Source organism: Thiocapsa sp. UBA6158 (assembly GCF_002423035.1).
Classification (GTDB): domain Bacteria; phylum Pseudomonadota; class Gammaproteobacteria; order Chromatiales; family Chromatiaceae; genus Thiocapsa.
Genome location: NZ_DIUM01000016.1, coordinates 1 through 8,572, shown reverse-complemented (window position 1 = coordinate 8,572; position 8,572 = coordinate 1). Strand labels below are relative to the sequence as shown.

Here is an 8,572-nt window from a genome sequence, read left to right as displayed (position 1 = left end):
TATGAGATGTGTGTAATGGGATGCCTTAGACGCCGCGCGCTGCTCCCTACTCGGCGATCTGATCGCTGGCCGCTTCCTTGGCGTCTTCGATCTTGTCTGCTGCCTTTTCACTTGCTTGCTCGATCTTATCCCCCGCGCGTTCGGCGGCGTGATCGATCTTTTCCCCGGCCCTCTCGGCGGGGCCTTCCTGTTCACAACCGACCGCACCGAGCAGCAGGGCAATCGACACTGCGAAAGTAAACAGCTTGGCGGTAATGCGCATCTTCAGTTCTCCGTTTAGAATCGCCCCAACGGGACCGGAATGAGCAGGATAACAACGACGAGTCCAACGATACCGCTGGGCGCATAATCCCAGGAGCGGCTATGGGACCAGGTCGGGATGACACCCACAAGTATCAGGATCAGGACGATGAGTAGTATGGTACCGAGTGACATGATCGTTCTCCGGTTGCGGACATTGCGTTAGTCCAGTCCGAGAGGACCTGGAGTTATTCTGCCGATGCCTACTCATTTAAATCAGACAGGCAATCTGTCGATGATATGGTTGTTCTGCGGCGTGTGCGTGTCCGACACCTCGGCGAGCCTCTACTCTCGTAACCTAAACCGCGCCCAGTGCGGTATGCGCTGTTTTTGGATGGGATCGGCCCCGGCAGTTTTGACGACCGCTGGAGATGGCGCGTTTTAAGCTATTAAAAAATAAATTATGTTGACCTGCGCGCCCGCTAACGGCCATGGATGCACCAAAGATCGAACTCACTCGAAAGTGAGCATCTCGCTCTGGACGCGGTTCAAATGAAAGTGTAGCCCAGTTTATCCAAGTCATCTGTTCGATAGCGTACAGACTAAAACAACGTCCACCGGCTGCTCCCGGACAAGAGGTCGGCGCGTGGCGGGTTCCGGTGGGTTTTCACGTCGGGGGCGCGACGGTGCCGGCTGCGGGTCTTCGGCAGGTCCGCTCCAAAGAACCAGGAAGATATCCCTGGAGCACGCCAAGTCGTGCTCGTTGATGCCCTCGACGACCAAGCTCGTTCAATCGTGATCCGAGGGGGCGCGACGCATGCGCTTGCTGCTGGATTGTTTGCGCTTGGTCTCCAGACGTCGCTCGGTGGAGGCGCGGGTCGGCCGGGTCGCGATGCGTGGTTTCGGTCGCACGGCGGCTTGAGCGATGAGTGCAGCGAGGCGGGCTCGCGCATCGGCGCGGTTGCGCTCGCGGGTGCGGTAGCGGTGCGCCTCGATCATCAGGACCCCGTCCGAATCGATCCGCCGTCCGCCGAGGCGCACCAAGCGCTCGCGCACATCCTCGGGCAGCGACGGCGAGCGTGCCACGTCGAACCGCAACTGGACCGCCGTCTCGACCTTGTTGACGTTTTGACCGCCGGGTCCGGGCGAACGGATGAACCGTTCGCTCAGCTCGGTCTCGTCGATACGGATACGGCTGGAGATCTGCAACATAGGATGCGGTTTAGTTCACCCAAACGCGCGCATTGCGGAACAGACGCATCCAGGGTCCGTCCGTACCCCACTGATCCGGACGCCAGGAATTCTGAAGGGACCGGAAGACGCGCTCGGGATGGGGCATCATGATGGTGACGCGCCCGTCGAGTGTCGTCAGACCGGCGATGCCCTCGGGCGAGCCGTTGGGGTTGGCGGGATAGCGTTCGGCGACCCGGCCGTCGTTCTCGATGTAACGCGTTGCCACGCAGGCGCGCGCCGCGGCGAGGTGCTCGGCATCGCGGAATTCGGCTCGGCCTTCGCCATGGGCCACCGCGATCGGCATGCGCGAGCCGGCCATCCCGGCGAGCAGAACAGACCGCGTCTCACTGACCTCGAGCATCAGTGTGCGGGCCTCGAACTGCTCGGAGCGGTTGCGCACGAAATGGGGCCAGTGATCCGCGCCCGGGATCAGATCGCGCAGGTTGGAGAGCATCTGGCAGCCGTTGCAGATGCCGAGCGTGAAGGTGTCGTGCCGCGCGAAGAAGGCTTGGAATTGATCGCGCGCTCGCGGGTTGAAGAGGATCGACTTGGCCCAGCCCTCCCCTGCGCCCAGCACGTCGCCGTAGGAGAAACCGCCGCAGGCGGCAAGGCCGCGGAAGCGCGCGAGATCGACGCGCCCGGCCATGATGTCGGACAGATGCACGTCCACGCACTCGAAGCCCGCCGCATGGAATGCCGCTGCCATCTCGACCTGTCCGTTCACGCCCTGCTCGCGCAGGATGGCGATCGGCGGGCGCGCGCCGCGCTCGACATAGGGCGCAGTCAGGTCGTCGTCCGGATCGAAGGTCAGCTCGGCGTGGAGACCAGGATCCGGCTCGGAGATGCGCGCATAGGCTTCGGCCGCGCACTCGGGGTTGTCGCGCAGAGACTGCATCCGGAAGCTGGTCTCCGACCAGACCTGCTGGAGCTCGGCCCGGCGCGCCTCCAAGAGCGGTCGGCAGCGGCGACAAACGCGGATCCGGTCGCTGTCGTCGAGCATGCCGATCACCGGGCTGTACTCGGCCAGGCCGTGATACTCGAGGATCTGCAGCACGTCGTCCGTCTCGGTGTGACGCACCTGGATCACGGCGCCCAACTCCTCGCTGAACAGGACCGAGAGGTCATCGGGCCCGACCGCGGACAGATCCACGTCGATCCCGCAGCGCCCGGCAAAGGCCATTTCGCAAAGCGTGGTGATGAGTCCGCCGTCGGAGCGGTCGTGGTAGGCGAGGATCAGCTCCTCGTTCTGAAGCTCCTGGATGGCGGCGAAGAAGCGCTTGAGCAGGTCCGGGGTCTCCAGGTCCGGCCCGACATCGCCGAGCTGACCGTAGACCTGCGCGAGAGCCGACCCTCCGAGACGGTTCCGGCCCTGCCCCAGATCGATGAGGATGAGGTCGGTGTCGCCCTGATCGGTCCGTAGTTGGGGAGTCAGGGTCGCGCGCACGTCGAGCACCGGGGCAAAGGCGGAGACGATCAGCGACAGGGGTGCGGACATCGTGTGACGCACACCCGCCACTCCATCCCAGACCGTCTTCATGCTCATCGAGTCCTTGCCGACCGGGATGGCAATCCCGAGCGCCGGGCAAAGCTCCAGCCCGACGGCGCGGACTGTGGCATAGAGCCGGGCATCCTCGCGCGGATCGCCGGCGGCGGCCATCCAGTTGGCCGAGAGCTTGATGTCGCCGATCGAGGCGATGCGCGCGGCGGCGAGGTTGGTGATCGCCTCGCCGACGGCCATGCGTCCGGAGGCCGGCGCATCGAGCAGGGCGAGCGGCGTGCGCTCGCCGATCGCCATCGCCTCGCCGGCGACGCCGCGATAGTCGCTGATGGTCACGGCGCAGTCGGCGACCGGGATCTGCCAGGGGCCGACCATCTGATCGCGCGCGACCTGACCCGTGATGCTGCGATCGCCGATGGTGATCAGGAAGGACTTGTCGGCGACCGTGGGCAGACGCAGCACGCGATCGAGCGCCTCGCGCAGATCGATCTCCGCGGTGTGCAGCGGTGCGCGCGGCGGCTGTCCGGAGACGGCATCCCGCTCCATCTTGGGCGGCTTGCCGAAGAGCAGCGACATGGGCATGTCGATCGGGGTGTCGGCAAAATGTGCATCGCCGAGCGCGAGATGCTGATCCGCGGTCGCGGTCCCGACGACGGCATACGGACAGCGCTCGCGCGCACAGATCGCCTCGAACTGCTCCAGCTGCTCGGCTGCGACGGCCAGGACATAGCGCTCCTGCGACTCGTTGCACCAGATCTCCATCGGCGACATGCCCGGATCGGCGTTGGGTACGGCGCGCAGATCGAAACGTCCGCCGCGTCCGGCATCATGGACCAGCTCGGGCAGGGCGTTGGCCAGCCCGCCCGCGCCGACGTCGTGGATGAAGAGGATGGGATTGTCCTCGCCGAGCGCCCAGCAGCGGTCGATGACCTCTTGGCAGCGACGCTGCATCTCCGGGTTGGCGCGCTGCACGGAGGCAAAATCCAGATCCTCGGCCGAGGCGCCCGAGGCCATGCTCGAGGCCGCCCCGCCGCCGAGCCCGATCAGCATCGCCGGACCGCCGAGTACGATCAGCGGTGTGCCGACCGGGAAGCTGTCCTTGGCGACATGCTCGGAGCGGATGTTGCCGAGACCGCCGGCGAGCATGATGGGCTTGTGATAGCCGCGCAGCTCGGTCGAGCCGTTCGGTCCGGGGATGGCCTGCTCGAAGGTGCGGAAGTAACCCGTCAGGTTGGGCCTGCCGAACTCGTTGTTGAAGGCGGCGGCGCCGATCGGCCCTTCAAGCATGATGTCGAGTGCGGAGACGATACGCACCGGCTTGCCGTGGTAATCGGCCTCGGGCAGCTCCCAAGGCTGGCTGAAACCGGGGATGCGCAGGTCCGAGACCGAGAAGCCGCAGAGACCCGCCTTGGGCTTGGCGCCCCGTCCGGTCGCCCCTTCGTCGCGGATCTCCCCGCCCGAGCCGGTCGCCGCGCCCGGATCCGGCGCGATCGCGGTCGGGTGGTTGTGGGTCTCCACCTTCATGAGGATCGCGATGGGCTCTTCATGCTCGCCGTAGATCCCGGTCACGGGGTCGGAGAGGAAGCGCCGCCCGTCCCAGCCCTCGATGACGGCGGCGTTGTCCTTGTAGGCGGAAAGCACGCCCTTGGGGGAGACATCCGTGGTGTGACGGATCATTTGAAAGAGCGAGTGCGTCTGCGGCTCGCCGTCGATGTCCCAGCGGGCGTTGAAGATCTTGTGCCGACAATGTTCCGAGTTGGCCTGCGCGAACATCATCAGCTCGACATCGGTCGGATCACGCTCGAGCGCCTCGAAGCTGCCGGCGAGATAGGCAATCTCGTCGGATGAGAGCGCGAGGCCCAGCTCGCGGTTCGCCTGCGCCAGCGCTGCCTCGGGATCCGCACCGAGCGCAATCCGGCGCACCGGATGCGGCTCGGCGTGCGCGAACAGCCGCTGCGCATCGGCTAGGTCGAAGAGCGCGACCTGGGTCATGCGGTCGTGCAGGATTGCCGCGGCCTGCTCGACAGTCGCCGCGTCGAGCGAGCCGAGCTCGCCCGAAAGGTAGTAGGCCGTGCCGCGCTCCAGTCGTTGGATGCCCTCGAGTCCGCAGTTGTGCGCGATGTCGGTCGCCTTGGACGACCAAGGCGAGAGGGTGCCCGGCCGCGGCACGACCAGAACGAGCCGCCCGACCGGCGCATGGCTCGGCAAGGCGGGGCCGTAGCGCAGGAGCCGCTCCAGGATCCCGCGCTGGTCCTCGGTCAAGTCACCCGCCAGATCGGCGAAGTGGACATACTCCGCATAGACCTGGATGGGCGCGCCGATCTGCTCGCGCAGCCTGCCGGCAAGCTTCTGAAGACGGAACTCGGAAAGGGCGGGGGCACCGCGGAGGACGAGCATGGGAGATGACTCTGTGTTCGGGCTCTTGATCCGACATGATACTTGAGATCCGAGGCCGGGGCGCGGAGGAGCAGGCACGACCGGGCGATCGACGCCGAATCACCACAGCCGGGCATTCCTTGACCAGCTACGAATCCGCCATGCCTCACCCGCGGGTTAAGGCACGCGCAAACAGCTTATCCACATGAGCGGCCACAGGGGTTGGGGGTAAAGTATCATTCCGATCCTCTCTGCATCAGACCCGTACGCCATGCCGAATCACGCCCTTTCCGATCGATTGTCCACGCTCGATTTCGCCTGGCGGCGCGAACCGGCTAAACCGTGCGCTCTGGACAACATCCAATGGCGCGCAAACGCCTGCGATACCGGCTCGATCCTCTTCTTCCAGCGTTTCGACGACGGACGTACCGACGAGGAAATCATCGAGCGTTATCTTGTCGACAGCGCCTGTTCCGTGCTGGTCACCAACCGCATGATCGAGGGCATCGAGCGCCTGCAGGGCAAGGGCATCTATGTCACGCACCCGGGCGCTTGGTCGGCAGTCGTCGGCCGCTTCTGCGACATCGTCTATCCGCTGGACACCGACGGCACGGTCTTTCTGGGCGTCACGGGCACCAACGGCAAGACCACCACGGTCAAGTATCTGGAGGCGATCCTCTCGGCGCATGGCCGGCCCGTCCTCTCGGTCGGAACGCTCGGCCTCTCCTTGGCGGGCGAGCCGCTGGTCAACACCGGGTTCACCTCGCCGCCGCTGATCGAGCTGCGCCGTCTGCTGCACGCCCATCGCGATCGATATGCGGTGGTCGCGATGGAGGTCAGCAGTCACGCACTGGATCAAGGCCGTGCGCACGGCATCCCGCTGCAGAACGCCGCCTGGACCAACTTCACGCAGGACCATCTGGACTATCACGGCGGCGAGGCGGCCTATTTCGCGGCCAAGGCACGCATCCTGGATATGGTCGTGGACGGGGGCCGCCTTTACACGACCAGTCCGGATGTCGCCGAACGTCTGCATGAGAATGGACGGCCGCGGGTTCCCGTCGAAGTCCTGCCTGCCGCGACGCTAGGGTCCGAGGCGCTCGCCGCCAAGCCCTTCCTCGCGCTCGCCCACAACCGTCGGAACTATGCCGTCGCCGTCGCCTTGGCCGACGGGGTCTTGGGACCGGGCGCGCGCGAGGACTGGCGTCACTTGAGCGCGGTGGACGGGCGCTTCGAGTGCCGCGTCGTCGGCAACCGCACCCTGGTGGTCGACTTCGCCCACACCCCGGATGCGCTCGAAACCATCCTGACCGCGATCCGCGACGCCTTCCCTCGTGCGCGGATCGCCACCCTCTTCGGCTGCGGCGGAGACCGCGATCGTTTCAAGCGCCCGCTGATGGGTGCGGCGGTGGCGCGCCATTCGGACCACACGATCGTGACCTCGGACAATCCGCGCTTCGAGGACCCGGAGCGGATCATCGCGGATATCCTGACGGGCATGCCCGAGGCGGGTCGCGAGGTCGTGGTCGAGCGCCCGCGCGCGATCGCACACCTGATCGACTTCCTGGCCGAGCAACCGGAGAACGAGCCCTGGGTCGCCCTCGTCGCCGGCAAGGGCCACGAGCGCTATCTCGACGCCAAAGGCCGCAAGACGCCCTACAGCGATCAGGACGAGATCGAGCGTAACCTGATCCGCCTCGGCTGGGCCTGACGCAGGTCGGCGAGCATCGACATGCCGATCACTGAGCCCTTGCGCCGACTCTACTCGGCCCCCGTCGGTCTGCTGCTCGGCATCGCGCTCGCATTGCTGTTCCCGGACGGTGCGCCTTACGTGGCCTGGATCGGGCAGATCTTCATCTCCGTCCTCAAGCTCCTGATCCTGCCGCTGATCCTGGTCTCAATCTATGCCTCGCTCTCGGGCGGGCGCGAGCTGCGACGCATCGGCGGGCGCACCCTGCTCTATTACGTGACGACCTCAGCGGTCGCCGCCGGGCTGGGGACGCTGATCGGACTCGCGTTCTCGCGTGATCTCCCCGCGGGGCTGCTCCAGCTCGAGCAGGTCGAGTCGGGCGCGGCGCGCTTCAGTGTCGAGCACCTGGTCGCGAACCTCATCCCGAGCAATCTCTTCGCCTCGCTCGCAGACGGGAACATCCTGCACATCGTGTTCGTCGCCATTGTGCTGGCGATTGCCTCGCGGCGGATCGCCGGCGACTATCGCGAGACCCTGCTCGCCGGTGCACGCGCGACGGACGCCCTGCTGATGCAGGTCCTGCGCGGGGTCCTGGCACTTGCGCCGGTCGGCATCGCGGCCTTGATCTACGATGGACTCGCCGGGATGCATTGGGCCGAGGTCTTCCAGCTGCACGCATTCGTATGGGCGGTGACCCTGGCCGCGGTGCTGCATGCCGGGGTCTTTTTGCCGACCCTGTTTCGTGTGCGCACGAGGTCTTCACCCTGGCGTTTCGTCGCCGCCTGTCGTGCGCCGCTGCTGACTGCACTCTCCACGGCATCGAGCGCCGCGACCTATCCAGTCTCCAAGCAGGCGCTCGAAGCCACAGGTGTGAGCGAACGGGTTACGGCCTTCAGCTTACCCCTGGGCGCCACGCTCAACATGGATGGCTCGGCCCTCTACCAGTCGATCCTGCTGATCTTCATGTCCCAGCTGGCCGGGGTCGATCTCAGTCCCGCGCAGGCACTCTTCATCGTCCTGCTCACCATGGCCTCCTCCGCCGGCACCGCCGGCATCCCCGGAGGCGGCATCGCGCTGATGGCCTTCATGCTCGACCTGCTCGGCCTGCCGCAGATCTATCTCGCACTCTATCTCGTCGTCGACCGTTTCTTCGACTATCCGATCACGGCAATCAACGTCTGGGGCGACTTGGTCGTCGCGGCCCTGGTCGACCGTGACCTGCGGCGAGGCTGACATGCCGCTCGGCACAAACTCGGGTCGGGAATTTCCCGAAAACCGCTTGGCATCTCGAGCATACTGAACGCGAGGATAGGCATTAGTCCTGTCCTTGCACCCACGCAACCAGCGAATGTCTTCGGCGCCCCGATCCAACGTCCCGAACCGGTACCCGCCGACGCCGTACGCGGATAGACTAGTCGTCGTCATTCGGTTACACCGGCTCATCCAACCGCCCCGTTGCAAGGCACGTCTTTGTCTCCCTTCCCCGTACCTGTGCTGGACCGCCGCCTGTCTGTCGCGCCCATGTTGGACTGGAC

6 protein-coding genes are annotated in these 8,572 nt (G+C 65.7%); 2 read left to right on the top strand and 4 right to left on the bottom strand.

Annotation, left to right across the window (positions count from 1 at the left end):
- Positions 1 to 46: 46 nt before the first annotated feature.
- The 4 genes from B4N44_RS02565 to purL all read right to left on the bottom strand — a co-directional run bounded on the left by B4N44_RS02565 (position 47) and on the right by purL (position 5,368).
- A complete protein-coding gene (locus B4N44_RS02565) occupies positions 47 to 262 on the bottom strand; it encodes a hypothetical protein (protein WP_296696649.1) in 216 nt (71 codons plus the stop codon).
- Between the two features lie 14 nt (positions 263 to 276).
- Positions 277 to 435, bottom strand: a complete 159-nt coding sequence (locus B4N44_RS02560; RefSeq protein WP_296696648.1) for a DUF3309 family protein — start codon at positions 433 to 435, stop codon at positions 277 to 279.
- A 594-nt stretch (positions 436 to 1,029) separates the two neighbouring features.
- Positions 1,030 to 1,452, bottom strand: a complete 423-nt coding sequence (gene arfB / locus B4N44_RS02555; RefSeq protein WP_296696646.1) for an alternative ribosome rescue aminoacyl-tRNA hydrolase ArfB — start codon at positions 1,450 to 1,452, stop codon at positions 1,030 to 1,032.
- A 10-nt stretch (positions 1,453 to 1,462) separates the two neighbouring features.
- Complete coding sequence (gene purL, locus B4N44_RS02550) at positions 1,463 to 5,368, bottom strand: phosphoribosylformylglycinamidine synthase (RefSeq protein ID WP_296696644.1); 3,906 nt, start codon at positions 5,366 to 5,368, stop codon at positions 1,463 to 1,465.
- Positions 5,369 to 5,618: 250 nt separating this feature from the next.
- Between purL and B4N44_RS02545 the strand changes: the two genes are divergently transcribed.
- Positions 5,619 to 7,058 carry a Mur ligase family protein gene (locus B4N44_RS02545; RefSeq protein WP_296696643.1) on the top strand — a complete coding sequence of 480 codons (1,440 nt, stop codon included), beginning with the start codon at positions 5,619 to 5,621 and terminating at the stop codon, positions 7,056 to 7,058.
- Positions 7,059 to 7,079: 21 nt separating this feature from the next.
- Complete coding sequence (locus tag B4N44_RS02540) at positions 7,080 to 8,270, top strand: dicarboxylate/amino acid:cation symporter (protein ID WP_296696641.1); 1,191 nt, start codon at positions 7,080 to 7,082, stop codon at positions 8,268 to 8,270.
- Positions 8,271 to 8,572: the final 302 nt, after the last annotated feature.